This window comes from Streptomyces sp. Z26, from assembly GCF_003665095.1.
GTDB classification, from domain to species: domain Bacteria; phylum Actinomycetota; class Actinomycetes; order Streptomycetales; family Streptomycetaceae; genus Streptomyces; species Streptomyces phytohabitans.
Map to the genome: position 1 here is coordinate 3,335,688 of NZ_RCHV01000002.1, position 25,708 is coordinate 3,361,395.

Consider the following 25,708-nt stretch of genomic DNA (forward strand, 5'->3'; position numbering starts at 1 on the left):
CACCCTCGACTCGATATCCGATTTGGCCTGCTTGTATATGTTTAGGGGGAATGGTGATCTCGGGTGCCGCCGCCGTTCGGCCGAGTCGCGTACGGGCCGTGGAAGGGAATCCGTCATTCTCCCCGGTGTCACCTCCGGGTGGCCTTCCGTCCCCGTTCCCGTCGCTCCAAGGGCGGCGAGGAGGGGCCCGGTGGCGGCTGACCGGGGTTCTTATCCACAGCCCTGTGGCCTTCTCCGAGGGTTTTCCACAGGGAGGGGGTGGGCTGTGGAAATTCTTCGGCGGTGCGTCGCCGGGAATGCGCGGTGGCGCAGAATTCCCCTCGCACGTGCGGGATACACCCGGTTTCAAGAAGAAATGCGTCACTCCAAAGAGTTGTTCGGCTCAATTGGGGTGACGTACGTTGTTTCGGAGCGCTGTGGATGCCTCCGAGGTCTCCATGCGGTTTTGTCGACACTGCCCGTTTCGGGTGTCGACTTGTGCACAGGCAGCCCGTACGGCCTGTGGATAACCACGGGACCGTCAGGCGCGGCCGTCCATGCAGCGGGTCAGCCAGTCGGCCGCCGCCACGAACTCCTCGTCCGTCGTCCCCGCCGTCAGCGTCGGCGGCACCTCGTCCGCCCGCGGATACGACCCCAGGAAGCGCACCTTCTGGCACGACCGCTTCAGCCCCATCAGCACGTCGCCCACGCGCCGGTCCGACACGTGCCCCTCGCAGTCGACCGAGAAGCAGTACCGCCCGATCCCCTCACCCGTCGGCCGCGACTCGATGCGCATCATGCTCACGCCGCGCGACGCGAACTCGTGCAGCAGCTCCAGCAGCGCGCCCGGATGGTCCTCGCGCAGCCACATCACCACCGACGTCTTGTCCGCGCCCGTGGGCGCCGCGGGCCGCGCCGGGCGCCCCACCAGCACGAAGCGGGTCGTCGCGTTCTGCGCGTCGTGGATGTCCCGTACCAGCGGCTCCAGCCCGTACGGCGCCGCCGCGAACTCGCCCGCGAACGCCGCGTCGTAGCGCCCCTCCTGCACCAGCCGCGCGCCGTCCGCGTTCGACGCGGCCGACTCCCACAGCGCGTCCGGCAGGTGCGCCCCCAGCCAGTTCCGCACCTGCGGCTGCGCGACCGGGTGGCCCGTCACCGTCTTCACGCTCTCCAGCGCGGTGCCCGGCCGTACGAGCAGCGCGAACGCGATCGGCAGCAGCACCTCGCGGTAGATCATCAACGGTTCGCCGCCCGCGAGTTCGTCCAGGGTGGCGGTGACGCCGCCCTCCACCGAGTTCTCGATCGGCACCAGCGCACCGGCGGCCTCACCGCTCCGTACGGCGTCCAGCGCGGCGGGCACCGAGACCATCGGCAGCAGTTCGCGCGTGGCGGCCTCGGGCAGGGTGCGCAGGGCGGCCTCGGTGAAGGTCCCCTCGGGACCGAGGTACGTGTAGCGGCTCGCGGGTGACATGCGGACACACTAGTCGCGCGTACGGGTGCCCCGTCCCGGCCGTCCACGCCCGTACGGGACGCCCGCGCGGAGCCCGTACGACACGCCCCGCGCGCGGTGCTCAGCCCTCCAGCAGCCGCTGACCCACGTACTCGCCCTCCGCCGCCCCGCCCGGCACCGCGAACAGCGCGCTCGCCTCGTGCCGCAGGAACGCGGACAGCGCGTCGCCGCTGTCGAGCTTCCGCTGCACGGGCACGAAACCGGTCAGCGGGTCCGCCTGCCAGGCGACGAACAGCAGGCCCGCGTCCGGGGCGCCGTCGTCGCGGAAGCCGTCGTGGAAGGAGAAGGAGCGGCGCAGCATCGCGGCACCGCCGTTGGTGTCCGGCGCGGTCACCCGCACGTGCGCGTTCGCCGCCACGGCGGGGGAACCGTCGCCCTTCCGCTTCTCCATGTCGACGGCGGTGGTCTCGGTGCCGCCCGACAGCGGCGCGCCGTCCGACTTCCGGCGGCCGATGACCTTCTCCTGCCGCGCCAGCGACAGCTCGTCCCAGCTGTCGAGGAGCATCCGGATGCGCCGGAAGACGGCGTACGAACCGTGCTCCATCCAGTCGGGCGTGCCCCCCGGCGGCACGAACACCCGCTCGTCGAAGTCGGGTTCGGACGGCTTGGGGTTGTTCGTGCCGTCGACCTGCCCCATCAGGTTGCGCATGGTCATCGGCCGGGCGGTCGCGCCCGCCGAGCGGTTGAAGCCGTTCATCTGCCAGCGCAGCCGCGCGGTGCCGGACGCGTCCCGCTGCACCGCGCGCAGCGCCTCGAACGCGACGAGCCCGTCGTCCGCCCCGACCTGCACCCACAGGTCGCCGTCCGAGCGCCGCGCGTCGAGCGCGTCCGTCGAGAACTGCGGGAGCGGCGCGAGCGCCTCGGGCAGTCGCGCCGCGAGCCCCGTACGGCGGAAGAAGCCGCGCCCGAAGCCGAACGTCACCGTGAGCGACGACGGGCCCGCGTCCAGGGCCACCCCGGAGTGCCCGTCCGGCGCGGGCCCGCCCGCCATCAGCGCGGCGGCCGTACGCGACCAGCGGCGCAGCAGCGCGGCGGCCCGCCCGCGGCCCGCGTCGGACACCAGGTCGAACGCGGCGAGGTGCGCGTGGGCCTGGAGCGGCGTGGTGATGCCCGGCTGGTGTCTGCCGTGGAAGGGCACCTCCGTCGACCCGACGGTGGCGAGCGCGGTCGGCGCCTCGTCCTCGGCGGCGGACCGGGCGAACGCGCCGCCCGCGCCGCCGACCGCGAGCCCGGCGGCGCCCGCGGCGCCGACGGTGCCGAGGAGGCGGCGCCGGGTGGGGCTGGTGTCGTGCTCGTTCATCGCTTCCTAGTTCCGTGCTGGTGCTGGTGCTGGTGCTGGTGCTGGTGCTGGTTGTGGTTGTGGTTGTGGTTGTGGTGCCTGTGCTGGTGCCGGTGTCGTCCGTGCCGACGGCCGGGCGCGCGTCAGCCGATCCGTACGGACTCCGTCTCCGTGACCTGGTCGATGTCCGACGTGCGGACCGTGACGGCGACCTCCCACTCGCCCGCCACCGGCAGCCGTACGTCCGTCGCCTCCCAGTGGCCCGCGCCCGCCGAGCGGGGGGAGCTGCGCAACGGCCCCAGATCCTTCGCGGGGAGGCTGAACGCGACCTGCACCTCCGGCACCGTCAACGGCTTCCCGGCCCGGTCGGTGACGTGCACCTCCAGCAGGTTCGCGCCCGTACGGCCCGGGTCGACGGTGACCTCGGCCGTGCCCGCGCCGCCGGGGCCGCCCGTGTCGAAGGGGAGGGTGAGGGCCGCCGGGCCGTCGGGCGCGCCGCCGGACGGGCCGCCCGCGCGTTCCGTGGCCTCGGCCGTACGGCCGGGCTCGGCGCCGGTCAGCGCCGTCGTGACGGCGAGGACGACGACGGCGACGGCTGCCTCAGCCAGTACGGAACGCCGCAGTCCGGCGCGGCGCGGGTCCGCGTCCCGCACCCGCCTGCGGTGCGCGGTGTCGGCGGCGGCACGTTGCCGGGCGAGCTGCGCGGCGCGTACGGGATCGGGCACCCCTGCGGGTGACGACGCGTCCGCGCGCGCGGTGGCCGGAACGGGCTCCGGGACCTCGTCGGACGCGGGTTCCGCGACCGGTTCCGGTTCGGCGTCCGGCCCCGACGCCGGACCCGTACCCGCGTTCGTACCCGTACCCGTACCCGCGTCCGGCGCGGTCGCCAGCCGGGCCGTCCAGCGTCGCGAGAACCAGCCCAGGCCCAGCAGCACCGCCACCAGTCCGACCTTGACCAGCAGCAGCTGCCCGTACCAGGTGTCCACCAGCGCGGACCAGGTGCCGACCTGCCGCCAGGACTGGTAGACGCCCGTGGCGACCAGCGCCACGACGCTGCCGAACGCGACCCGCGAGAAGCGCCGTACGGCGTCCGCGGTGACGGGGGCGCCCCCGTGCAGTGCCGCGAGCAGGGCCGCCAGGCCGCCGAGCCAGGCGGCGACCGCCAGCAGGTGCACGACGTCGGCGGGCATGGCCAGGGAGGTCTGGATGCCGGTGGAGGCGTGTTCGGCCATGGCCCAGGTGGCGGCCAGCCCGGTGGCCACGACGGCGCCGCCGAGGGCGAGTCCGAAGAAGAGGTCGCGCTGCTCGGCGCCGGTACGGAGGTTCCCCTTCCGTTCCGTTTCCCCTTCCGGTCCGCCCTTGCTCGGCGTCGTCGTCCCCGCCGCCCCTTCCGGAACCGTGACCGTCCCGGTTGCGGACGCGGTGCTCCCGGACCCGCCCTCGGGCCCGCCCTCCGCGCCGTCACGCGCGGGGCCGCGTTCCGCGTCCACCGCCCCCCGCGCGTACGTGCCGAACAGCACCGACACGAACAGCGCCGCCGCCGCGAGCAGCAACAGCCGTGAGATCAGCGCGGCCGCCGGCTTCGTGTCGACGACCGCCCGCAGCCCGGACAGGTCGAACACGTCGCCCGGCCCGCCGCCCTCGTCGTACGCGTGCCGCAGCAGGAGCATCGCCAGCGTCGCCGCCGTCAGCGTGACCCAGCCCGCCGCGACCAGCCGCCGCACCGCGTGTTCCCGCGCCCCGCCCGGCCAGCAGGCCAGCACGAACACGGCGCCGCCGACGAGGAGCACGAAGCCCGCGTACGCCGCGTAGCGCCCCACGTCGTACAGGAAGCCGACCGTGCCGCCGCCCGCCTCCTGCCGGGGCAGGTCCACGGACGTCTCCGAGGGGGCGCCGACGGAGAAGGTGAACGCCCCCGACACCGGGTGGCTGTCGGCGGACACCGCCTTCCACGCCACCGTGTACGTGCCGTCGCCCAGCTCGTCGCGCAGCGCCGCGCCGTACTCGACGCTGCCGCCGCCGCCCAGGTCGCGGACCTTCCCCGCGTCGACACGTTCCCCGTCTGGCGCGAGGACGCGTACGGAGTCGTCGGACAGGGCGACGCCCTCCGAGAAGGTCAGCGTGATCTCCGCGGGCGCGCTGCCCACCACCGCGCCGTCCGCCGGGTCGCTGCCCGTCAGCGCGGCGTGCGCGGAGGCGGGGGCCGCCGTGCCGAGCAGCAGCGCGCAGACGGCGGCGAGCAGGCCGAGGACGCCGAGCAGGGCACGGTCACGCCGCGCCCGTACGCGTCCCCGCGCCCGCTCCCGTACGCGTATCCGGCTCCGTACGTCCGCACCCGCGCGCGCGGATGCCCGGGACCGTGCGCGTGTGCGCGGCCGTGGTGCGGTGGTGAGCGGCACGCTTCAGCACCTCATTTCGGGGGTGTGTAGTTCGTCGCCTTGACCGGAACGGACAGCTTGATCGGGTCGGACTTCTCGAAGTGCAGCTCCACGGAGACCTTGTCGCCCTCCGCGGGCCTGCGCGCCAGGTCGAGGAACATCAGGTGCTTCCCGCCCCGGCTGAGGGCCAGTTCGCCGTCCGCCGGGATCGGGAACGACGTCACCTGCCGCATCTGCCGGTCGACCGTCTCGTGCAGTTCCACGGTGTCGGACAGGTCGCTGGTGACACGGGTGAGGCGGTCGGCCGTACCGCCCTCGTTCTCGACGACGAGGAAACCGCCCGCCATGTCGTCCATGACGGGCCGCGGCACGTACGCCCCGCTGGCCTTCAACTCGGGCGCGCCCCCGGAGTCCGAGCCGGAGTCGGACGAGCCGCAGCCGCCCACCGCGAGGGCACCGGCGAGCGCCAGGGCGCACACGCGCGCGCGGGTCACGGCGTACCGCCCTTCAGGAGCGTCGGCAGTTCCTTCGCGAGGATCTGCGCGGTGGCGTTCTGCTCGGTGTAGAGGACGTGCGCCTTGTCGTCCTTCGCGGAGAACGCCAGCACCTGGGCGCCGTGCGTGGACACCACGTCGCCGTTCTTCTTCTCGTACGACGGCTCGATGTGCACGCCGACGCTGCGCGCCCCCGCCTGGATGGTGTCGAAGTCGCCGGTGAGGCCGACGAACGACGGGTCGTGCATCCGGAGCCACTTGCCGAGGCGCTTCGGGGTGTCGCGCTTCGGGTCGGAGGTGACGAAGACGACGTCGAGTTTCCGCTGTTCCGCCTTGTCGAGCTTGGACTTGGCGACGGCGATGTTGCTCATGGTCAACGGGCAGACGTCGGGGCAGTTGGTGTAGCCGAAGTAGACGAGGGTGGTGCGGCCCTTCGTCTCGTCGACCAGGTCGTACTCCTTGCCCTCGGTGTCGGTCAGCGTCAGGTCGGGCTTCTCGAAGGGGCGGTCCAGTACGGCGCCGCCCTTCTCCTGCCCGCCGTCGACCCGGGCGGCCGCGGAGTCGTCCCCGCCGTCGTCGCCGTCGTCCCCGCCGCAGGCGGTGAGGGCGGCGGCCGCCACCGCGACGAGCGCGGCGGCGACTGCCCTACGTGTTGCTGTGGTGCGCATGTGCTGTTCCCGCTGTTCTTCGTGTGGACTGACGGACGGTACGGAGGGTCACGCGGAACGGCGTCGTCCGGCGAGTACGCCGAAGGCCACCCCGGCGACGCCGACGACGATCCCGGCGACGCCGAGGACGCGCGCGGTGGTGTCCGTGCTGTCGGAGTCGCCGTCGGAGGAGGCGGCGGCGTTCTCGGTCGCCGTGTCGTCCTCACCGTTCTTCGCGTTCCCGGCGTCGGCGCCGTGCCCGCCCTCCGCGGCGGGCGTCAGCTTGAGCACGGGCGCCGGGCTCTCCGGCTCCTCCGCGCCCTCCTTCGGCTCCTCGATCCAGCGGACGACCTCCTTGTTGTCGTACGTCTGGAGGGACTTGAGGACGAGCTGGTCGGCGTCCTCCGGCAACTGCCCCATCGACACGGGGAACTGCTGGAACTGCCCCGGCTCGATCTTCCCGCCCGACCACGTGATCTTCGAGACGGCCTCGTCGATCTGCTCGCCGTGCGACTCGATGGGCTCGTCCAGCTTCGACTTGGTGACCTTCACGTCCCAGCCGGGCACCGGCTGCGGCATCACCGACGTCAGCGGGTGGTCGGTGGGGAGGCTGACCTCGAGCTTGATCGTGGAGGCGTCGTCCCGCTCGTTGGGGACCTTGAAGTTGACGGTGGCGTAGCCGCCCTGCTCGGCCGCCTCCGGGTTGACGGACACGTGGGCGGAGGCGGTGCCCGCGGCGAGGAGTACGGCGGACACGGCGAGCGCACCGGTGGTCGCGGCGCGGCGGTGGGACGTCTTCATGGGGTTCCTTACGGCTGGCTGTCACGGCGGATGTCTTCGGTGGGCGCGCGCGGGCGCGTCCGGCACGTGTCGGGCCCCCGCCGCGCGCGGCGGCGGACGGGCGGTGGACGGCGGTGCGCGGGGGCGGTACGGCGGCGGGGCGTGTCCGCGCGCGGGGCGCGCGTTCCACGGGGCGGCGGGGTGTACGGCGGAGCGGTACGTACGCGGTCCGCCCGACGTGTGGGCGCGTCCGCGCGCGCGGACGCGTTTCTCCGTGTCCGCCCGCTCCCGGAACCCTGCTCCCCCGACGCCTGCCGTACGTGCCCGGACGCACCACGTGTCACCGCGTCCGGCACCGGCCTGTCACGGCCGGTGCGTACGGGCCGCCGTCACGCGCGCGCTGTCACGCGCCGAACGGCCGCCCGGTGGGCGGTCACGTGGCGAACCGTCACGCTGCGAGCGCGAGGCTCTCCGTCCCGGACGGCGGCCCACGCCGCCGCACACCGTGGCGCAGCAGTACGGAACGGGGCACACGTACGTCGTGCGCCCCACGGGTGAGGTACGGCTCCGGGGCGCACGCCGGCAGCCCCGCGCGGAGAGCGCGCGCACAAGCGAACGCCGTCCGCAGCTCCCGTACGGTCGCCAGCTCCTCCGCGCGCGCGGCGGCCTCCGCCGAGCAGCGCACCAGCCGCCACAGCGCGGCCTCGCCGCGCCGCAGCAGCCAGCCCGTCGCCACGGCGGCGAGCAGGTGCCCGAGGAGCATGGTGGCGGAGCACGCGGTGAACGCCGCGTCCACGGCGGCCCGCAGGCACTCGACGGTCGTCTCCGGCCCCGTACCCGCGCCGCCCGTACCTCCGCCCGCGCCGCCCGTGGCGGCGTGCGCCCCGGCGGCGTGCGCGGCGTGCCCGCCGCCGCCGATGCCCGCACGGTTGAGGACCTGGTGCGCCTCGGAGTCGGTCAGGGTGGTGGCGGCGGCGCCGTCGCCGCACAGCAGCCGCGCCGCCAACTCCCGGGCGCCACCCGCCGCTTCGCCGCCACCCGCGGTGTGTCGCGGCGCCGCGTGCGGCCCGTACGGGGCCGCGTGCTGCCCGTACGAGAAGAGGGTGTGCAGCGCGAGCTGGCCGAGGGCCAGCAGGGCGGCGATGCCGGGCAGCGAGCGTTCGCGTCCGGCGAGCGGCGCGGCCACCGCGAAGACGAGGGCGCAGCCCGCGCCGACCGCCCACAGCGGTACGCGCGGTGTCCCGGCGACGAGGACGTGCCCGGCCACGGACAGTGCGACGCAGACCGCGGTGAACACCGCAGCCCGCAACACCCTCAGATCCGCACCGGCAGTCATGGCGGCGCCATCATCTCACCGCGGGCGCGTTCCGGACCTGGCGGGCCGGGAACCCGTTCCGGAGCACGCCATGCACAAGCGGGCTCCGCGCCACATCGGCCGAACGGGCGGAGTCAACCCAAAACCACGCTTACTACGCGTTCGTCCCGGCAATACCTACCGACATGGCCGGACGGCCCCTCGCGGCCGGACACGAGCCGCGGCCTGGAGGGTGAGCATGAGCATCTGGTGGACGCTCCATCTGCGCCGCGAGGCGGCGAGTGTGCCTCTCGCGCGGCGGCTGCTGCTGGGGACGATGGAGACCGCGGGCGTCGACCGCGAGATCTCGTACGAGCTGGCGGTCGCCCTGTCGGAAGCCTGCGCCAACGCCGTCGAGCACGGCGCCGGGGACCGTGGCGACGCGTACCGCGTCACCGCCTGCATCGACGGCGACACCTGCCACGTCGAGGTGACGGACGCGGGTCCGGGCTTCCCGGAGCCGCCCGCGCGCGCGGCGGCCGGTTCCGACGCGTACGCCGTGTGCGCGGCGGCCGGGACCGCCGCCGGGGTGGGCGTCGGCGTCGGTGCCGCACCCGTGCCGCCCGTCGCGGAGGACGGCCGCGGTCTGCGCATCATCGAGTCCCTCGCGGACCACGTCCGCTTCCACAACCGTTCCGACCGGGGCGGCGCGGTGGTCAGTTTCGACAAGATCCTCAAGTGGCGGGACGACGCCCTGCTCCGCGCGGGCTGAACGATCCTCGCCGGGCGATATGCGTGGCGACCAGGTGTTCGGATCGTTACGCTCCCCTTTGAGGCGGGTTCACAGCGGGAGCGGAGGATCGCCCCATGTCGTCCGGAGCCCCGGGGGAGGAGTACGGCATGTGGTCCGCCGTCGGCGTCACGGAGTTCGAGGAGCGCGTCTACCGCGAGGCGCTGCGCCACCCCGGCGCCGGGCCGGAGAGATGGGCGCACGGTGTGGGGGAGAGCGAGCCCCGCGTACGCCGGGCGCTGGCACGCCTCGCGGAGCTGGGGCTCGTCGAACTCCCGCGCACACCCGACCGTACGGACGGCGCGGACGGTACGGCGACCGAGGACCCCGCCGAACCCGCCGCCGGGTCGTCCCCGTCCGCAGCGTCCGTACGCTCCGCCGACATCACCGCGCTCGACCCCCGCGTCGCGATACGCGACCTGATCCGCCGCCACGAGCGGCAGTTCGACCTGCTGACCGCCCTCGCCGGTGGCGAGCTGGCGCGCGAGTACGACGAGGCGCGGCTGCACACGGAGCCGTCCCGGCTGCTGGAGGTCGTCGTCGGCGGCACGGAGCACTCCGTACGGCTGCGGCAGCTGTACGCCGTCGCGGAGCACGAGGTGTGCGTCCTGGACACCGCGCCGTACGTGGTCGACCCCGCGCTCCACTCCGCGTACGAGTCGGAGGCGATGCGCCGGGGCGTCGCGTTCCGCACGGTCTACGCCATCGGCGGCCTGGAGGACCCCGAGCGCCTCGCGCAGGCCCGCCGGATGGCCAGCTTCGGGGAACGCGGGCGGGTGCTGCCCGCCGTACCGCTGAAGCTCGTACTGGTCGACGGGCGGACCGCGATGGTGCCGCTGACCAGACCGGAGTACGGGGCGGGGGCGAGCGCCGCGCTCGTGCACCACTCGGCGCTGACGGACGCGCTGGGCGCGGTGTTCGAGACGCTGTGGCGGGGGGCGGCGCCGCTCGGCACGACCGGCTCCGGGGTGCCGTCGGCCACCGCCTCCGGTGAACTCACCGGCACGGAACGGGAGATACTCACCCTGCTGGCCGCCGGGCTCAGCGACGTCGCGATCACCCGGCAGCTCGGCCTCAGCGTCCGCACGCTCCGCCGCAGGATCGGGGACCTCCAGGAACGCCTCGGCGCGAACGGCCGCTTCCAGGCGGGCGTGCTCGCCGCCCGCCGCGGCTGGATCTGACGGGGCGCCGCGCACCGCCCGTACGCCCCGTCACCGTCATCCGTCACCGGCGTCCCGTCGGACGGCTTCCCGGCCGTCCGCGCGTCAGGCGTCCGTCCCCTTGAGCCGCGCCATCCACGACTCCACGTCCGCGCTCGTACGCGGGAGCGCTGCGGACAGGTTGCGGTTGCCGTCGTCCGTGACGAGGAGGTCGTCCTCGATGCGGACGCCGATGCCCCGGTACTCCTCGGGCACCGTCAGGTCGTCCGGCTGGAAGTACAGCCCCGGCTCCACCGTCAGGCACATGCCCGGTTCGAGCGTCCCCTCGACGTACGCCTCCCGGCGCGCGACCGCGCAGTCGTGCACGTCCATGCCGAGCATGTGCCCGGTGCCGTGCAGCGTCCAGCGGCGTTGCAGGCCCAGCTCCAGGACCCGTTCCACCGGGCCGTCCAGCAGGCCCCACTCGACGAGTCGCCCCGCGAGCACGCGCTGCGCGGCGCGGTGGAAGTCCAGGTACTTCGCACCCGGCCGCACCTCCGCTATCCCCGCCACCTGCGCCTCGTACACCGCGTCGTAGATCTTCCGCTGGAGGTCCGTGAAACGGCCGCTGACGGGGAGGGTGCGGGTGACGTCGGCGGTGTAGAGCGTGTGCGTCTCCACACCGGCGTCCAGCAGCAGCAGGTCACCGGAGCGCACGGGACCGTCGTTGCGCACCCAGTGCAGCGTGGTGGCGTGCGGGCCGGACGCGCAGATCGAGCCGTAGCCGACGTCGTTGCCCTCCACGCGCGCGCGGAGGAAGAAAGTGCCCTCCAGATAGCGCTCGGAGGTCGCCTCCGCGCGGTCCAGCACCCGTACGACGTCCTCGAAACCGCGCACCGTCGAGTCGCACGCCTTCTCCATCTCCCCGATCTCGAACTCGTCCTTCACGAGCCGCATCTCGGAGAGGAACGTGCGCAGCTCCGCGTCCCGCTCGGCCGTCACCTTGTCGGTGAGGGCGTCGTCGACCGACGCGTCCTGGCCGCGCACCACGCGCACCGGCCCGGAGGCGGCGCGCAGCCGGTCGGCGACACCGCGCACGTCCTCGCACGGCAGCCCGTACAGCCGCGCCGACTCGGCCAGGCTGTGCCGCCGCCCGACCCACAGCTCGCCCTGCCCGTCGAGCCAGAACTCGCCGTTCCCGCGGTCGGAGCGGGGCAGCAGGTAGAGGGTGGAGACGTGCCCGCTGTCGCCGTCCGGCTCCATCACCAGGACGCCGTCCTCGACGAGGGCACCGGTGAGGTACGCGTACTCGACGGTGGCGCGGAACGGGTAGTCGGTGTCGTTGGAACGCACCTTCAGGTTGCCCGCCGGGACCACCAGGCGCTCGCCGGGGAAACGGGCGGACAGGGCGGCGCGGCGGGCGGCCGTACGCGCCGCCTGCGGGAGGGGGCTGACGTCGCGCAGCTCGGTGTCGGCCCATCCCGTCCTCATGTTGGCGGCCAGCTCGTCGGACACGTCCGCGTACACCCCGTTCTTCCGCTGCTGCACCGGCTGTTCCGGCGCGGCCTGCCCCGACCGTCCCCCGTCCGCCGCCCCCGGCGAACGGGGCTCCTCGGGCGACCCTGCGGGCTGTTCTGCGGCGTCTGTCACGTCTCCTCCTCGTACGGTGCCGGACCGCTCTCCATCGTATGGCTGCCGGGCCGGACGTACAGGAGCGAAAACCTGTGACGTCTATGTCAGCCCGGGTGGGGCGCCGTACGGGAGCGCGCCGCACCCGTACGCCGCGTACGGACGAACGTGGTGCGGGTCCCTCCGCCCGTACCGCCGCGCGGGCGTGACACGCGCTCCGCGCGCGGGGCGGTGCTCTCGCCGCCCGTCAGGCGAAACGGGCGGCCAGCAGGACGACGTCCTCCGGGTCGTCCGACCGGTCCCGCCCGTCCGGCAGCACGGTGCGCAGCACGTGGTCGACCAGCGCGTCCGGGTCCTCGCGCGCCTCGAACGGCGCGTCGACGGCGGCGGACCGGAGCCGGGCGGAGGCGCGGTCCGCCGACTCGCCGGTGCGGTGCAGCAGCCCGTCGCTGTAGAACAGCATCGTCTCGCCCTGCCGCAGCGTCAGTTCGACGCTCGGCGCCTCCCAGCAGGCCAGCATGCCCAGCGGGGCGGAGAGAGTCGTTTCTGCGTACTCCGTGCGCCACGGCCCCGTGATCAGCGGCGGGCAGTGCCCGGCACCCGCGACCACCACCCGCCGCGTGGCGGGCTCCGCGTACGCGAACAGGGCGGTCGCCGAACGCGCCGGCTCCGTCAGCCGCAGCAGCAGCTCCAGGTCGGACAGGACGGCGACGGGGTCCTCGCCCTCCATCACCGCGTACGCGCGGAGGGACGCGCGCAGCCGCCCCATCGCCGCCATGGCGCCCGCCCCGCGGCCGGTCACCCCGCCCACGGACAGGCCCAACGCGCCCTCCGGCAGCGGCAGCGCGTCGTACCAGTCGCCGCCGCCGAGCGGCCCCGTCCGGTGCCGTACGGCCAGCCGCACACCCGGCACCCGCGGCAGGCGGCTGGGCAGCAGCTCCTCGCGGACGGCGGCGACGTCCGCGCGGGCGCGGGCGACCTCGAGGTGGCGGGCGAGGAGTTCGCCCGCGCAACGGACGTAGAGGTCGAGGAGGTGGCGCTGGCGGGCGTTGGGCTCGGCGGGCTCGTCGTAGAGCCAGAGCGCGGCGCCGACGTGGGTGCCGTCGTGCGCGGTGACGGGGACGGCGTAGCTCGCGCCGAAGCCGAGGCGGCCCGCGACCTCGCGGTGCCGGGGGTCGAGGGCGGGGTCGGTGGCGATGTCGGGGTGCGCCACGCCGGGGCGCGCGCCGGGGGCGCCGCCGCCGGAGTCCCCGCGCCCACGCGTTCCGCTCGCACCGCTTCCTCCGGCGCCGTTCCCGCCCGTACCGCCTGGGGAGCCTTCCCGGCCACGGGCCGGACCGTCCTCCGCTTCGCCGTCGGCGGCGGACCCGGGGGCGGGGGTGCCGGACGTACGGGTGGCGCGCGGGGCGTTCACGGGAGCGAGGCCGTCGAGGAGACGGGTGTACGAGGTGGCGGTGCGCGGGACGGTCTCGATCTGGCCAAGATCGGCGCGGCCCAGCCCCAGTCCGACGGTCCGCTCGGGCCCGTGCCTGTCGACGGGCGCCAGGGCCATCAGCCCGCGCCGCGCGCCGACGAGGGTCGCACCCGCGGCCAGCAGCTCGTTCATCGCGTCGTCCACGCCGGTCGTACGGGCGAGCCGCTCGGTCAGGTCGTGCAGGGAGGTGAGGTCGGAGATCCAGCCCGCGAGCTGGTCCTGGACGGCGGCGAGCTGATCGACGGGCGCAGTTTGCTCGGGCGGGGGGAGTGTCGGGCTGATTCCGGCCACTTTCGGAGTACGGGGGGCGCTCATGGGCGGCGGCCCGCACCGTCGTTCACACTTCTCAATAGCATCGCAAACCCCCATGTCATGCTGCTCCGCTATCAATGCTTCCAGATGTACACGCCCCGGCGACGCGATGTCCAGCATTGTCCCCGTGGGATTGCTGGTGTCCGCGTGACGACGTTGTCAGGGGGCAGCGGGGCCGTGACGCACTGAAGTTGGCGGGAAAACATCCCTCAGTGAGGGCTTTTACGGTCGACTGGCCGCGCACGGCAACGACATCACGACGCACGAAGCCCAGCGCGGGTCGGCGCCCCCACAGGGGTGGTGGCCGTGCGACGGGATGGAGAGTCACCTCGGCCGACGCGGGTACGGAACTCTGTAGCCAGTCCGCGCGTCTTACTCCGCGACGGCCGCGCCCCACCCCCCGAATCGGCGGGATGCACCTGAGGAAGCGCCACGTGAGCGCTCTCCCCCGCCGGGTACCACGCTCTTCGAGCGGCATGATGCAGTGCCTCGTACGCACGGTGACTCATGATCCACGTGGTGTGATGGGCTGGAAGATCTCCGAACGAGAAGATCATCATTGGCGTTTACGGGAAAGGAACGAGCGCTCATGCGCGAGATCCTCGGAAGGCGACGCATGACCCTGTCATCGATGCGGAACGCGGCACTCACCTGCGCGGCCCGCTGGCAGTGGCCCGTCCTGCCGGGCACGACCTGCGTCGGCGGCAGACTGCCCACGCTCGCGTGCTCCTGCGGCGCGGCCGACTGCGTGGTGCCGGGCGCCCACCCCGCAGACCCCGTCCTGCTGGCCGCGACCACCGATCCGCGCATGGTCAGCTGGTGGTGGTCGGAGCAGCCGTACGCCTCGCTGATCCTGGCCACCGGCGCACCCGTGGACGGCGGACACGCGCCCTGCGCGCTGAGCCTGCCGGCGGTCGCCGGGGCGCGGGCGCTGGCGGAGTTCGACGCGTGCGGCGTACGGGTCGGGCCGGTCGCGGCGACGCCGACGCGGTGGACGCTGCTGGTGGCCCCGTACGGTTTCGAGGAGCTGGGCGAGCTGCTCAACGCGCACGGCGCGGTGCCCAGCTCCCTCCGCTTCCACAGCGACGGCGGCTACGTCGCGCTGCCGCCCGGACTCACCGGCCACGGCCAGGTCCGCTGGCAGCGCGAGCCGTCCGTCGAGGCCGAGCACGGCACCCCGTGGCTGCCGCGGATGGAGACGCTGGTGGACGTGCTCGTCGAGGCGAGCGCCGCGATCCCCGACCCGGGCAGCACGCTCGCCTACTGAGTGCCGGGTGCCCCGTCGCCGTACGGGACGGCCCGCGCGGGGGTGCGCGGGGTGCGGGTCACCGGTGCGCCACAGCGGGCAGGAACGTTCAGCCGTGCGGGCGGCGGCCGGTCGGGCCGCTGGCGGGGAACGGGCGGCTTGGGCGGTGCAACCGGCTCTCGGCGCCGGTGGGTTCGGGCCACGGGGCAGCCCCCGAGGTGGCCTCCCCGGGCGGCCCCGCGTGCGTACCACCTCGGGTGGGCCCGTACGCGCGGTGCTGTCCCCGCCGCGTCCCCACAGCCGTACGGTGAGCGCGAGTCGTGTGCTCGACGGGCGGGCCGGACGGACCCGTGCGGGCCCCCAGGGGCACGGCGGGGTGCGCACGGGCGGTCGAGGAGTTGACCGTGGGGCGGAGCCGGTGTAGAGCGCGGTCGCGGAGTGCGCGGCGAGAGGCGGTGACCGGACCCTGCCGCGCGCCGGGAGCAACTCCCCCCGCCTGGCGGCGAGTTGACGGGACGCCGTCACGCCGTACCGGGTCCGGGCATGCAAAAACCCGATCGCTGGCGACGGGGGATGCACCAGCGACCGGGCACTTAGAACGGTAACAAGAGATCGGCTATTAGCAAATTCGATCGCCCGGTCGAGGAAGCCGACTTACCTGCGGGTACGCCGCCCGGGTCGCGCGGCTGTGACCCGAGTCACGGGCACGATTTCTCCGCAGCACCCTCACGGGGCACTCAGTTGAGCGTCACCTGTCGGTTCGTGAGCCCGCTGCGCGCGCGGCGCTCGTCGGGGCTCAGCGGGGTGGCGGCGGCCAGCGCCTCGGCCAGCCGCGCGGCGAACGACTCCGCGGGCTTCTCGCAGTCCTCCGCGGTCATCGCGCGCGGCAGGTCCCAGACGGGAACGGTCAGCCCGTGCGCCCGGAACGAGCCCACCAGCCGCGTGTCCGGCCCGAGCGTCGACTCCCCGGCGGCGTGCAGCCGCGCCAGGGCGTCGAGCAACTTCTCCTCCGGGTGCGTCATCACCCACCGGAGGTGGTTCTTCTCCGGTGTCTCGCACCAGTACGCGCCCTCCACCCCGGAGAGCCGCGCCGTCGGGATCGCCGCGGAGTTCGCCCGTTCGAGGGACGCGGCGACCTCGCCGGTGGCGGCCTCGGCGTCGTCCAGCCAGAAGTCGAAACCGTCGTGCACCTCGGGCGTGAACTCCGCCTCCGGGTCGAGCAGTTCCTGGAGGCGCGGGCCCTCGGGGTCGGGCCGCGCGGCGCCGACCGGGTTGCCCGGCTCGGCGGTCAGCGCGCGCTGGAGCACGTCGGCCAGGTCGCGGCTGATGTCGCCGGACGCGGTGTCGTTCTGGAGGCCGAGGAGGACCTCGCCGTTGTCGCGGCGCAGCGCGGGCCACGCCATCGGCAGCACGGTGGCGAGCCGTACGGCGGGCACGTCCGCGGGCAGCCCGCCCTTGAGGGTGAGTTCGACGGTGGCGGCGGGCACCAGCTCGCGCAGCGCGACCCAGTCCTGCTCACCGGGCAGGCCCTCGAACGGTCGCCGCACCAGCTCCGTCACGGCGTGCGAGGCGGCCCGGCCGTGGCACGCCTTGTAGCGGCGGCCGGAGTCGCAGGGGCAGGGCTCGCGCGCTCCGACAACGGGAATGTCACCGTCCGTCCGCTGCGGTGTGCTGGCCTTCGTCTGGGGGCGGCGCTTCTTGGCCATGGCGTGCGGTACTCCCGGTCTGGCGGATGCCGGTGCGGCGGTCTGCGGTCGATGCTTGCGCCCGCGAGCCTAGCCGGTCGCCGACCGGCGTCGAGGGGCGTCGGCCAAGTCCCACCCCGGTGTACGTGGTTCACCGGCCGTGGTTCGCGTTCCACCGTTCGCCGTTCGCGGCGGAGGGCGCGTGCCGCCGTCCCCGCCGTCCGTACGCGCCCGACCCGGTCCCGTACGGGCGACGGCGCCGCTACGCCGGTTCGTCCAGCTCGGCCAGATCCAGTCCCGCGTACGCGCCGCCGAGCCGTTCGCCGGGCGTCAGCACCGCCCACACGGTCACGCCGTGCTCGTCGGCCGGAACCGTCGCGGCGCCACCACCCGTACCAGGCGCACCACTTGCCCCACCGGCACCGCCCGCACCGCGGCCGAAACCGCCCCCTCCGAACGGGTTCCCGGCCTGTCGTCCCGCCCCGCCCCGGGCGCCACCGGCGCGCGCTCCCGCGCCCGCGCGGTCGGCGCCGTCCCGCCTGCGCGTACCGGCGCGTGAACCCGCCACCGTACGGCGAGCGCGTCCGCCGGAGGGGCCGGAGCCGGACGTGGAGGTGGGGGTGGAGCCCGGTCCCGAGGAGCCCGGGTGGCCGTGCCCGTACTCGTCGATGCCCCAGTCGCTCGCCAGCGACGTGATGATGGCCAGCCCGCGCCCGCCGCGCGCCGTGACCGATGGCGTGGACGCGCGCGGCCGGGTCGGGCCGCCGCCGTCGGTGACGGAGATCGTCAACTCGCCTGCCGCGTCACGGCACCACGCCGCCCGTACGTACTCCCCGGCGCTGTCCGGGGAGAGCGGGCGGGCGTGCCGGCAGGCGTTGCTCAGCAGTTCGGAAAGGATCAGTACGGCGTCGTCCACGATCGCGTCCGGCGCACCGTCCGCGAGAAGTTCCCGGCGCATCCTGCGCCGTGCCGCCCCGACTCCGGCCGGCCCATGGGGCACGGCCATGGTCGACGAAGCGGGCACCCCCTGTGCCACCACGAACGCCACCCCCGAGACCTCCTTGCCGCCCCCACACCAAGGACATGGATGCCCCGCGGAACTGCGCAGGAAACCGGCCATGCACGTTCTCTTGACGCATTCGTGACAATCGAATACGGCGCGAGCGCCCGTACGACCCCGGGTCCCGCGCGGGGCGCCGAATCGTCCTCCGCGCGCGGAGGACGAAAACGGTACGGGTGCCGCCCGTAGGGAGTGTGCGAACGGCGCGGAGGGACGTACGAGAAGGCGTGCGGAGGGACGTAGGGAATGCGCCACTCCGTTTCGCCCTCCGTCCGGTCCGGTCCGGTCCGGTCACCCGAGCGGTGCCCGCAGTTGGGCACGTACGCGCTCCGGCCGGTTGGTGATCACCGCGTCCACGCCGAGCCGCGCGCACAGTTCGACGTCCTCGGGCGCGTCCACCGTCCACACGTGCACCTCGTGCCCCGCGCGGTGCGCGCGCTCCACGTACTCGGGGTGCGCCCGCAGGATGCGGATGCCGGGGCCCGCGATCCGTACGCCCGGCGGCAGCCGCCCGTCCCGCAGGCGCGGCAGGAGCAGCTGCATCAGGTAGACGGTGGGCAACTCCGGTGCCGCCGCGCGGATGCGGTGCAGCGAACGGGCGGAGAAGCTCATGACGCGTACGGGGGTGGCGGGACGGTAGCGGTCCAGCAGCTCCAGCAACCGCTCCTCCACCTGCCCCGCCCAGCGCGTCGGGTGCTTCGTCTCGATGGCCAGCTCGACGGGGCGTTCCGCGTCGGCGACGAGCTGGAGGAGGCGTTCCAGGGTGAGGACGGAGGTGTGCTCCGGGTCCACGCTGTCCGGCGACTCGTACGGGTCCCGCCCGCGCTGCGTGCCCTGTCCCGCCTTCCAGGAGCCGAAGTCCAGCTCGGCCAATTCGGCGAGTTCGAGGGCGGAGACGGCGCCGCGCCCGTTGGACGTGCGGTTGACGCGGCGGTCGTGGACGCAGACGAGATGGCCGTCCGCGGTGAGCCGTACGTCGCACTCCAGGGCGTCGGCACCGTCCTCGATCGCCTTGCGGTAGGCGGCCAGCGTGTGCTCCGGCACGGCGTCGGAGGCGCCGCGGTGCGCCACGACGGAGATGGCGGAGGGCGGCCTGGCGCCGAGGGGCTGCGGTCCGGGGCGGCTCGGGCGGCTCGGGCGTGTCACCGGGTTATCGTGCCACCGGTGTGATGACCGGAGCGGATGCGGGCACGGGTGCGTACGGTGAATGCGGCGAATCGCCCGAAGTAAAGGTTCGTCGTCCGGTCGGGCGGGGTGGTTTACGCCCCGCTGACGGAGCATGGGAAATGCTGATGACACAACCCGAAGACATGCCCGCCCGTTCCGCGATGTCGTGTACCTGAGGAGATAGCTGTGAGCACCGAGAACGAGGGCCCGGCCGTCACGCCCGCGGCCGGTCCTCACCCCACGCAGGGAGACGCGACGCCCGGCGGCACGCCGGGCGCTCACCCGTCGCCGTCGCCGGAGCGCTCGGCCGCGTCGCAGGACGAGGGTGACTTCCCGCTCCCCGAGCCGGCGCCGCACGCCGGGAGCGGCCCGCAGGCCGGGAGCGACGCGCACGACGCGGTCACCACGGCGTTCGGCGGACCACGGGACCCCGCGCGGGGCGCGCCGCAGGCGCCCGCACCGGCGGGGGAGACCGAGGCCACGGCCGTACTGCCGCCCGTCGGCGCCTCCGCCCCGCCCCCCGTCGTACCGCCGCCCCCCGGGCAGGCCCCGCAGCAGCAGCCGCCCGCTCCGTCGCAGGCGCCGACGGCCAACGCCGCGGAGCCCCCCGGCAACGGCGGCCAGTGGGGCTCCGGCGCGGCCGCGCCCCCGCCGCCCCCCGGCGCGTACGGCGGCGGACCCGCCGACGGCGGCGCCGGACAGGGCGGGCAGGCCGGACACGGCTCCGGCGGCGACGGGCCGCAGAACCCGTGGCACTCGCAGCCCGCCGCGCCCCCGCCCGGCGGACGCCGCCGCGGACCGGGCGCGCTCATCGCGGCCGTCGTCGTGGCCGCGCTGGTCGCGGGCGGCGTCGGCGGCGGCATCGGCTTCTGGGCCGCGGACGACGACTCGTCCGGCTCCACCACCGTCTCGTCGACCGGCGACGCCGGCTCCAAGGAGCTGAACCGCTCGCCCAACTCCGTAGCGGGCATCGCGGACAAGGCGCTCCCCAGCGTCGTCACCATCGAGACGGGCGGCGGCGAGGGCGCGACCGGCACCGGCTTCGTCTTCGACGAGGAAGGCCACATCCTCACCAACAACCACGTCGTCGCCGGTGCCGCCGGTGGTGGCGGCAAGCTCACCGCCACCTTCTCCGACGGCAAGGCGTACGACGCGGAGGTCGTCGGCAACGCCAAGGGCTACGACATCGCGGTCATCAAGCTCAAGAACGCCGGCGACCGCGAACTGTCCCCGCTGCCCCTCGGCGACTCCGACAAGATGACGGTGGGCGACGCGACGATCGCCATCGGCGCCCCGTTCGGCCTCTCCGGCACCGTCACCACCGGCATCGTCAGCGCACAGGACCGGCCCGTGGCCTCCAGCGACGGACAGAGCGACGACGCCTCGTACATGAACGCCCTCCAGACCGACGCCTCCATCAACCCCGGCAACTCCGGCGGGCCCCTCCTCAACGCCAAGGGCGACGTCATCGGCGTCAACTCCGCGATCCGCGGCAGCGACGGCGGCATGGGGCAGGGCCAGTCCGGCAGCATCGGCCTCGGCTTCGCCATCCCCGTCAACCAGGCCAAGCGCGTCGCCACCCAGCTCATCGAGACCGGCGTACCCGTCTACCCCATGATCGGCGTGCGAGTCGACCGCAGCGAACAGGGCCGCGGCGCCCCCATCGTCGACAACGACGCCGGTGGCGGCGAAGCCGTCACCAAGGGCGGCCCCGCCGACAAGGCGGGCCTGCGCGCGGGCGACCGGATCACCGAACTCGGCGGGCGCGCGATCGACAGCGGCCCCACCCTGATCGCGACGATCTGGTCGCACGAACCGGGGGAGACGGTGAAGGTGAAGTACGAGCGGAACGGCAAGGAGAGCACGACGGACCTGACGCTCGGCAGCCAGAAGGGCGACGGCTGACGCGGCGCCCGTACGGGGGCGGCGGCGGGCCGTCCCCGAGCGGCCGTCAGCCCCGTACGGGCGGGTGAACGGGCCCGCTCCCTCCGGTTAGGCTGTCCCTGTGCCGCCTCGCCGAGGCGGCACAGGGAGGTGTGCCCGAGCGGCCGAAGGGAACGGTCTTGAAAACCGTCGAGGCAGCGATGTCTCCGTGGGTTCAAATCCCACCGCCTCCGCGCTGAGAGCAACGAGATCGGCCCCTGACTAACCCACTGGTCAGGGGCCGTTATGTGTCCCAGTACTGACGTTCCCCTTGCACTTCCGTGGCTTTTGTTGACGATTGCACGTCAACTTCGATCGCTCCTGACTGCTTTGTTTCATACCTATCGAGCGTTCATGACTATGACCCTTGCTGCGGTTTAATGGACTGGATTGAAGTCCCCATGGGGGATGCTCCCGCGGTAGCGTCATCCGTCGATGGGGCTTTCGCCTGCTCCTCGCGCATGCGGGGATTCGAGTGAGGGGAATGGCTGAGGGGTTGGCCGGGCCCCTCCTGCGGTTGGGAAACTTGATTTTGGAACGCGGTAGCGTCATCCGCGGGATGGAGCTATTAAGAATATAAGTTCGAGGTGGTGAAGGCGATCCCACTGACTGGCAAGAGGCTGTGCCTCAGTGCATACTCGGCTCCGACAGAAAAATTCTGGTGAAGCAATGCGTCCATGCGCGTGCTCCGCTTCTCGCTTCAGTTCCGCAAGTCGAAAGGGTTAGTTATGGGTCAGGCTTCACACAGCGATAGGGGCCATGAAATCCGACACTCGCTGGATCGTGCGCTCGCCAGCACAAGGCAGTCGACGTGGCTCACCGACCGCTTCGCGCGTGCGCTTGCGATCGTCATCCTTGCTCTTGCGGTAGCGCGACACTGACGCTCGAAGCGGTGCGCGCCCCGGGAGCAGGCGGGTCCGGGCCGCGCAGCGGGATCCGTCGAGCTACGTTCAGCGGCGGTAGCGGCGGCGTTTGGCCGCGGTGCTCCACCCCTGGCGGGGTGGGGTCGTCGCGGCCGTGGGGCCGGTGGGGCGTTCGGTGGGGCGGTGGATCAGGGTGATGCCCTCGTGGTCCACGGGCAGCCAGTGGTGGTCGTGGGTCTCGAACGTGTAGCCCTGTTCCGTGTCGGTCGTATACGTCAGCAGCGCGCGCCCCTCCCCCGCGTACTCCCGCACCTCCGCCCACAACGCGTCGCGGATACGGGCCGAGGGGTTGCCGACGAAGACGCCTGGCGAGATCTCCAACAGCCAACGGGTGAGGAAGCCCCGCAGCCCGGTGGGGCAGTTGGTGAGGACGATCACGGTCACCAGATCAGACCCTCGCCGTAGTTGCGGCCGGACTCCAGCTCCTCGCCTCCGTCGGACTGGAGGGACACCCGGTCGCGCATCGGATCGGCGGTGTGCTCGTCGGAGGTCTCGGCGGCTTCCGAGGCCGTGCCCGGTGCCAGCAGCGTCTTGACGTCCTGGACGCAGCGTTCGAGGAGCCCGGACGAATGCACACGGTCGCGTACCGCGCGGCGTACGCGGGCACCGACGTCCTCCTCGTCCTCCGCCGCGACCTCGAAGGCCACGGGGATGCCGATCTCCGTCTTGTACAGGTCGGCGATGTCCAGAGCGAAGGACAGTTCGTGACCGGAGTGGACGAAGCCCAGGCCGGGTACGCAGCCCAGCGCCGCGATCACGCTCTGCGCGACGCCGTACATGCACTGCCCGGCAGCGGTGACGGCCTGGTTCGGGGCGTCACCGGAGGCGAAGTCGCCCTTGACGTAGCGGCGTCCGCGCCAGCGGATGCCCGTACGCGCGGCCTCCGTGCGGTAGCACGCCTTGACCCGGTCGCCCTCCATGCCGAGCAGCGTCCGGCGGCTGCAACCGGAGGGGTCCTCGTCGGGGAACCTGAGCGCGTACATCGCGCGGGCGACGGACAGTCGGCTGCGCGGGTTCGCCCACAGCCGGGCCTGTGCTTCGGCCAGGGCGGCGGAACGGGAGAGCGCCCGGCCTCCGGCGTAGTAGCGCACGCCGTGTTCACCGACCCAGACGACGCCCACGCCGCTCTCGCCCAGCAGCCGGATCGCCTGCTGAGAGACGGTCGTACCCGGGCCCAGCAGCAGGGTGCCGATCGTCGCGGACGGCAGATGCCGTACGCCGTCGCCGTCCGCCGCGGTGATCGCGTTGTCGGCGCAGTGGACGACGGCGCGTTCCAGGTAGACGAACGACAACCGGTCGCCGATCCGGGTCAGTTCGCGTGGGGACGAGGCGCCGCGTCTGCCGACGGTCGTCATCCGGTCCCCTCCGGTGCCAGGGTGAGCAGCCCGCAGCCGTACGCCTTCCCGCGGCCGATGCCGTGGGTGAGGGCGTTCCGCAGGGCGTCCGGGTCGGTGACCTCCAGGCGGCCGCTGAAGACGGTCGTGACCAACGTGACCGGGGCGCCGCGTCGGTTCGTGTTTCCCGTGGCCGTACGTGGCGGCGGTTCGTCGGTCTGTTTGCGGAAGGAGAGGTCGCGGCGGCCGTGGACGGTCACGGCGTAGCGGTGCAGGGGTTCCTCCGCGTCCGGTGCGATTCCCGTCAGCAGGTCGAAGCCGTGCCGGGCGCGTTGCTCCAGCAGCCAGCCGAGCTGGTGGCGCGGTGTGACGTGGGCGGTGCGCTTGGTCGGTTCGCCGTCCTTCCGGCGGATGGAGTGGACCGGGTTCGCGGTGAGGCGGAACGACCAGCGGTCGCCCTTGGCGAGGCGGCCCAGGAACGGCCGGTAGGGGCGGCTCTCCCAGCCGGGGGCGTCGGGTTCGGCCAGGGTGGGCCAGCCCGCCTGCTCCACCAGGTGCGTGAGGTCCGGGCGGTCGGGGCTGACGACGTACAGCCGCACGTCGGCACGGTCGCCGTGGTCCAGCCGCCAGAGGACGCGGGGCCTGGCCGCGGGGTCGGCGGGCAGGCCGGGGAAACCGGCCAGGACCGCTGCGTGCAGCCGCTGTGGTGAGGAGAGCACATAACGGGCCCCGGAACGCGCGACGTTGACGCGGAAGCGGGTGAGGTACATCAGTCGTCCTCCAGCGACGGCATCGGATCGTGTGCCGGTACGGTCGGGCCCGGCCCCGGCACGGTGCCGCGCTGCACCGTACGGCGGGCGTACCGGCGGTGCCGCGGGTCGAAGCTGAGCGGCTGGTCGGCCACGATGTCCCCGGGCGGGTCGCCGGGCCCGGAGTCCACGACCACGGGCAGCCGTTCCGGCGCCGCCTCGACCCGCCGCCGGTACCAGGGGGACGCGAGCCACGGCTGCTCCCGCAGCGCCTCCTCCAGCGTCACGTCGTGCCGTACGGCCAGGTCGAGCGGCCGTGCGGGCGGGCAGGCGCGGCGGCCGAGGAACGGCAGGAAGTGTGGGGCCCGTACGGCGGAGCGCAGCTCCTCGACCAGCGCCCGTTGCCCCTCGACGGCGGCCAGGAACACCGCGTCGGCGAGGTAGAAGCGCTCGGTGACCGGCATGGCCTTGTCGCTGACCTGGTGATGCGCGGTGTGGAAGTCCCGTACGCGCGTGCCCGGTTGGTCGATCCGTACGCCGAAGCGCAGCGCGGCGAGGTCGGACATGTCCGCCGTACGGGGGCGGCCGAGGGCGGCGGCGAGCAGGCCGACGACCCCGCTCTTCGTCGGGGCCGCCTCGGTGGACCGGCGGGGGAAGCGCGAGGCGGTGCCCCACGACTGGAGCGGGCCGGCGAGCTGGAGCAGCAGCACGCTCACCGCGTGCCGCCCCGCCGCTCCGCGACCGCCGCGCCGACACCCGCCACCAGCTCGTCCAGGGTGACGGAGGTGCCGACCTCGGCGAGCTTGGCGGTGTTTCGCCCCACCTGCACCACCCAGGTCGCCTCGGCGGTTTCGCCGAACTTCTCCTCCACGTCCGCGATCTGCTCCACCAGCCGTTCGCTGGCCTGCCGTACGTGGCCGCTGCCGGACTCCCCCATCGTCGGCTCCTCGAACGCGCCCACGAAGCTGACCGGTCGGGTCTCGCGCAGCTTCACGACGATCGCGTCCGGCGTGGTGTGGTGGGCGAAGGTGTTCACCTTGCCGGTGGGCAGCGAGGACACGAAGCCGCGGATGAACGCCTCCACCGCGCGGCGTACGGGGGTGGCCGGGTCGGTGTCCTCGGCCAGGCCCTGGCCGAGGTTGTCGGCCAGCCGGTCGACGTCCACCGCGGCGTAGCGGTAGAGCGTCGCGGAGTTGAACTCGACGGTGCCGATCATCCCGGCGCCGGTCTCGCCGTCCTCGTTCCGGTCGTCGACGGCGGTGTAGTAGTCCGACTCGTTCTCCACCGCGTGCACGCTCAGCGCGTGCGCGACCTGGGCGGCGGCGTCCACGTTGATGTCGGCGCCGTCGGCGACCATCCGGCCGAAGAGCGCGATGTCCACGGAGTGCCGGGTGTCCGCGATCTGTCGGGCCCGCTCCTTGTTCTCCTTGACCTTCAGGAACCCGGCGATGTCGGCGCGGCCCTCGACGGCCAACTCGGCCAGGCCCCTGCGCTGTTGCGCGCTGAGGAACATCAGGTACGAGGACTCCGGCGGCAGCGGCTTCTCGTCTTCGGCGGGAGCCTCCTCGCCCTTCTTGGGCTTCTTCCGTTCCGGCACCGCGAGCTTGGTGCCCGTACCGGCCTCCACGACCGCCTTGGCCAGTTGCCAGGACTCCTCGTGCGTCGTCGCCGGTTCCAGATCGCGGATCGACTCACCGATGAGCTGGGCGACCTTCTTGGTGCGTACGCCCAGCTCCGCCGGGTCGAGCAGCTCCTTGAACGCCGTACGGGTGGCGCGTTTCCACGCCTGGCTGGAGACCCGGGAGCGGCGCACCCCGCCGTAGACGGCGCTCTTGGGCGTGCCGGTGTCGTCCCGGTTCAGATTGCTCGGCGGGACGGTCTGGAGGACGTGGATGTCAACGATCGTACGGCTCACG

General features: G+C 73.6%; 20 protein-coding genes, 1 tRNA gene and 1 pseudogene. 5 read left to right on the forward strand and 17 right to left on the reverse strand.

Annotated elements, in window-relative coordinates; all coding sequences use genetic code 11:
* Positions 1 to 520: 520 nt before the first annotated feature.
* The 7 genes from pheA to D7M15_RS14845 all read right to left on the reverse strand — a co-directional run bounded on the left by pheA (position 521) and on the right by D7M15_RS14845 (position 8,403).
* Positions 521 to 1,450: a prephenate dehydratase gene (pheA, locus tag D7M15_RS14815; protein WP_121517949.1), complete on the reverse strand. Its 930-nt coding sequence runs from the start codon at positions 1,448 to 1,450 to the stop codon at positions 521 to 523.
* A 100-nt stretch (positions 1,451 to 1,550) separates the two neighbouring features.
* The gene (gene efeB / locus D7M15_RS14820; RefSeq protein ID WP_121517950.1) at positions 1,551 to 2,789 is read right to left on the reverse strand and encodes an iron uptake transporter deferrochelatase/peroxidase subunit; all 1,239 of its coding nucleotides are present in this window, start codon (positions 2,787 to 2,789) and stop codon (positions 1,551 to 1,553) included.
* Positions 2,790 to 2,911: 122 nt separating this feature from the next.
* Complete coding sequence (locus D7M15_RS14825) at positions 2,912 to 5,167, reverse strand: copper resistance protein CopC (protein WP_121517951.1); 2,256 nt, start codon at positions 5,165 to 5,167, stop codon at positions 2,912 to 2,914.
* 11 nt (positions 5,168 to 5,178) lie between these two features.
* Positions 5,179 to 5,640, reverse strand: a complete 462-nt coding sequence (locus D7M15_RS14830; protein ID WP_121517952.1) for a copper chaperone PCu(A)C — start codon at positions 5,638 to 5,640, stop codon at positions 5,179 to 5,181.
* Positions 5,637 to 6,308 carry an SCO family protein gene (locus D7M15_RS14835; RefSeq protein WP_121517953.1) on the reverse strand — a complete coding sequence of 224 codons (672 nt, stop codon included), beginning with the start codon at positions 6,306 to 6,308 and terminating at the stop codon, positions 5,637 to 5,639. Before D7M15_RS14835 ends, D7M15_RS14830 begins: the two co-directional genes overlap by 4 nt.
* A 48-nt stretch (positions 6,309 to 6,356) precedes the next feature.
* Positions 6,357 to 7,088 carry a YcnI family protein gene (locus D7M15_RS14840; protein WP_121517954.1) on the reverse strand — a complete coding sequence of 244 codons (732 nt, stop codon included), beginning with the start codon at positions 7,086 to 7,088 and terminating at the stop codon, positions 6,357 to 6,359.
* Positions 7,089 to 7,515: 427 nt separating this feature from the next.
* Positions 7,516 to 8,403, reverse strand: coding sequence for a hypothetical protein (locus D7M15_RS14845; RefSeq protein WP_121517955.1), 888 nt, complete (start codon positions 8,401 to 8,403; stop codon positions 7,516 to 7,518).
* Positions 8,404 to 8,620: 217 nt separating this feature from the next.
* On the opposite strand from D7M15_RS14845, the gene D7M15_RS14850 reads away from it, so the two are divergent.
* A complete protein-coding gene (locus tag D7M15_RS14850; RefSeq protein WP_121517956.1) occupies positions 8,621 to 9,133 on the forward strand; it encodes an ATP-binding protein in 513 nt (170 codons plus the stop codon).
* 95 nt (positions 9,134 to 9,228) lie between these two features.
* Positions 9,229 to 10,332, forward strand: coding sequence for a helix-turn-helix transcriptional regulator (locus tag D7M15_RS14855; protein ID WP_121517957.1), 1,104 nt, complete (start codon positions 9,229 to 9,231; stop codon positions 10,330 to 10,332).
* 84 nt (positions 10,333 to 10,416) lie between these two features.
* On the opposite strand, the gene D7M15_RS14860 is transcribed toward D7M15_RS14855, so the two are convergent.
* The gene (locus D7M15_RS14860) at positions 10,417 to 11,838 is read right to left on the reverse strand and encodes an aminopeptidase P family protein (RefSeq protein ID WP_240649657.1); all 1,422 of its coding nucleotides are present in this window, start codon (positions 11,836 to 11,838) and stop codon (positions 10,417 to 10,419) included.
* 328 nt (positions 11,839 to 12,166) lie between these two features.
* A complete protein-coding gene (locus D7M15_RS14865) occupies positions 12,167 to 13,825 on the reverse strand; it encodes a PP2C family protein-serine/threonine phosphatase (protein ID WP_240649312.1) in 1,659 nt (552 codons plus the stop codon).
* 469 nt (positions 13,826 to 14,294) lie between these two features.
* Here D7M15_RS14865 and D7M15_RS14870 point away from each other — a divergent pair, with 469 nt between their 5' ends.
* Positions 14,295 to 14,972: a bifunctional DNA primase/polymerase gene (locus D7M15_RS14870; RefSeq protein ID WP_121517960.1), complete on the forward strand. Its 678-nt coding sequence runs from the start codon at positions 14,295 to 14,297 to the stop codon at positions 14,970 to 14,972.
* A gap of 716 nt (positions 14,973 to 15,688) precedes the next feature.
* Here the strand turns inward: D7M15_RS14870 and D7M15_RS14875 are convergent.
* The 3 genes and pseudogenes from D7M15_RS14875 to D7M15_RS14885 form a co-directional block, all read right to left on the reverse strand.
* Entirely contained in the window at positions 15,689 to 16,657 is a 969-nt protein-coding gene (locus tag D7M15_RS14875; RefSeq protein WP_121517961.1) for a DUF5926 family protein, read from the reverse strand.
* A gap of 640 nt (positions 16,658 to 17,297) precedes the next feature.
* A pseudogene (locus D7M15_RS29050) lies at positions 17,298 to 17,775 on the reverse strand (ATP-binding protein); the annotation flags it as partial.
* Positions 17,776 to 17,987: 212 nt separating this feature from the next.
* Positions 17,988 to 18,776, reverse strand: a complete 789-nt coding sequence (locus tag D7M15_RS14885) for a glycerophosphodiester phosphodiesterase (protein ID WP_240649658.1) — start codon at positions 18,774 to 18,776, stop codon at positions 17,988 to 17,990.
* A 273-nt stretch (positions 18,777 to 19,049) separates the two neighbouring features.
* On the opposite strand from D7M15_RS14885, the gene D7M15_RS14890 reads away from it, so the two are divergent.
* Both D7M15_RS14890 and D7M15_RS14895 read left to right on the forward strand, forming a co-directional pair.
* Positions 19,050 to 20,768 carry a trypsin-like peptidase domain-containing protein gene (locus tag D7M15_RS14890; RefSeq protein ID WP_121517963.1) on the forward strand — a complete coding sequence of 573 codons (1,719 nt, stop codon included), beginning with the start codon at positions 19,050 to 19,052 and terminating at the stop codon, positions 20,766 to 20,768.
* Between the two features lie 125 nt (positions 20,769 to 20,893).
* Positions 20,894 to 20,980: transfer RNA gene (locus tag D7M15_RS14895), tRNA-Ser, on the forward strand.
* Positions 20,981 to 21,736: 756 nt separating this feature from the next.
* On the opposite strand, the gene cas2e is transcribed toward D7M15_RS14895, so the two are convergent.
* The 5 genes from cas2e to cas7e are packed head-to-tail and all read right to left on the reverse strand — an operon-like array spanning position 21,737 to position 25,707.
* Complete coding sequence (gene cas2e, locus D7M15_RS14900) at positions 21,737 to 22,093, reverse strand: type I-E CRISPR-associated endoribonuclease Cas2e (RefSeq protein ID WP_121517964.1); 357 nt, start codon at positions 22,091 to 22,093, stop codon at positions 21,737 to 21,739.
* Complete coding sequence (gene cas1e / locus D7M15_RS14905) at positions 22,090 to 23,064, reverse strand: type I-E CRISPR-associated endonuclease Cas1e (protein ID WP_121517965.1); 975 nt, start codon at positions 23,062 to 23,064, stop codon at positions 22,090 to 22,092. The genes cas2e and cas1e overlap by 4 nt, the downstream gene beginning before the upstream one ends.
* A complete protein-coding gene (cas6e, locus tag D7M15_RS14910; RefSeq protein ID WP_121517966.1) occupies positions 23,061 to 23,813 on the reverse strand; it encodes a type I-E CRISPR-associated protein Cas6/Cse3/CasE in 753 nt (250 codons plus the stop codon). The genes cas1e and cas6e overlap by 4 nt, the downstream gene beginning before the upstream one ends.
* The gene (gene cas5e / locus D7M15_RS14915) at positions 23,813 to 24,508 is read right to left on the reverse strand and encodes a type I-E CRISPR-associated protein Cas5/CasD (protein WP_121517967.1); all 696 of its coding nucleotides are present in this window, start codon (positions 24,506 to 24,508) and stop codon (positions 23,813 to 23,815) included. Before cas5e ends, cas6e begins: the two co-directional genes overlap by 1 nt.
* Entirely contained in the window at positions 24,505 to 25,707 is a 1,203-nt protein-coding gene (gene cas7e / locus D7M15_RS14920; protein WP_121517968.1) for a type I-E CRISPR-associated protein Cas7/Cse4/CasC, read from the reverse strand. The genes cas5e and cas7e overlap by 4 nt, the downstream gene beginning before the upstream one ends.
* Position 25,708 lies beyond the last annotated feature (1 nt).